The organism is Burkholderia sp. A2 (assembly GCF_001729305.1).
GTDB lineage: Bacteria > Pseudomonadota > Gammaproteobacteria > Burkholderiales > Burkholderiaceae > Burkholderia > Burkholderia sola.
This window is the reverse complement of sequence record NZ_LZXX01000113.1, coordinates 1-975: the sequence shown is the minus strand read 5'-3', so window position 1 is coordinate 975 and position 975 is coordinate 1. Positions and strand designations below refer to the sequence as shown.

Genomic DNA, 975 nt, shown 5'->3' with positions numbered 1-975 from the left:
GCGCGCGCCGCGGTCGAGCAATGGGACAGCAATTTCTGCGCGGTCGCGCCCGACACCGTCGACCTGCTCGCCGCGCACGGCGTGAAGCTGATCGGCATCGATACGCCGTCGCTCGACCCGCAGGAATCGAAGACGATGGATGCGCATCACCGCGTGCGCGCGCACCGGATGGCGATCCTCGAAGGCATCGTGCTCGACGACGTGCCGCCCGGCGATTACGAACTGATCGCGCTGCCGCTGAAATTCGCGACGCTCGACGCAAGCCCCGTGCGCGCGGTGCTGCGTGCGCTGCCCGCATGCGCCGCCTGATTACCCCGACCCACGACCTCACATCATGATGATCAAGACCCGTGAAGATGCGCTCGCGCTCGACCGCGACGACCCGCTGGCCGCGCTGCGCGACCAGTTCTTGCTGCCCGACGGCGTGATCTACCTCGACGGCAACTCGCTCGGCGCGCAGCCGCGCGCGTCGGCCGCCCGCGCGCAGCAGGTGATCGGCGCGGAATGGGGCGAAGGGCTGATCCGCAGCTGGAACGCGGCCGGCTGGTTCGCGCTGCCGCGCCGCCTCGGCGACAAGCTCGCGACGCTGATCGGCGGCGCGCCCGGCGAAACGGTCGTGACCGACACCATCTCGATCAACCTGTTCAAGCTGCTGTCCGCGATGCTGCGCCACCAGGCCGAGCGCGCGCCCGAGCGCCGCGTGATCGTGTCGGAACGCTCGAACTTCCCGACCGACCTGTACATCGCGCAGGGACTGATCGAGCAACTCGGCGGCGGCTACGAACTCCGCCTGATCGACGATCCGGCCGACCTGCCCGGCGCGCTCGGCGCGGACACGGCCGTCGCGATGATCACGCACGTGAACTACCGCACCGGCTACATGCACGACATGCCGGCCGTCACGCAGCTCGTGCACGACGCGGGCGCGCTGATGCTGTGGGATCTCGCGCACTCGGCCGGCGCGGTGCCGGTCGA

General features: G+C 70.1%; 1 protein-coding gene and 1 pseudogene. Both read left to right on the top strand.

The annotated features are described in order from the left end of the window. Window positions 1–309: pseudogene (locus tag A9Z05_RS26015) on the top strand (kynurenine formamidase); the annotation flags it as partial. A gap of 31 nt (window positions 310–340) precedes the next feature. After that, window positions 341–975 (top strand): aminotransferase class V-fold PLP-dependent enzyme (locus A9Z05_RS26010; RefSeq protein WP_141723486.1); only part of this gene is annotated, 635 nt, incomplete at its 3' end.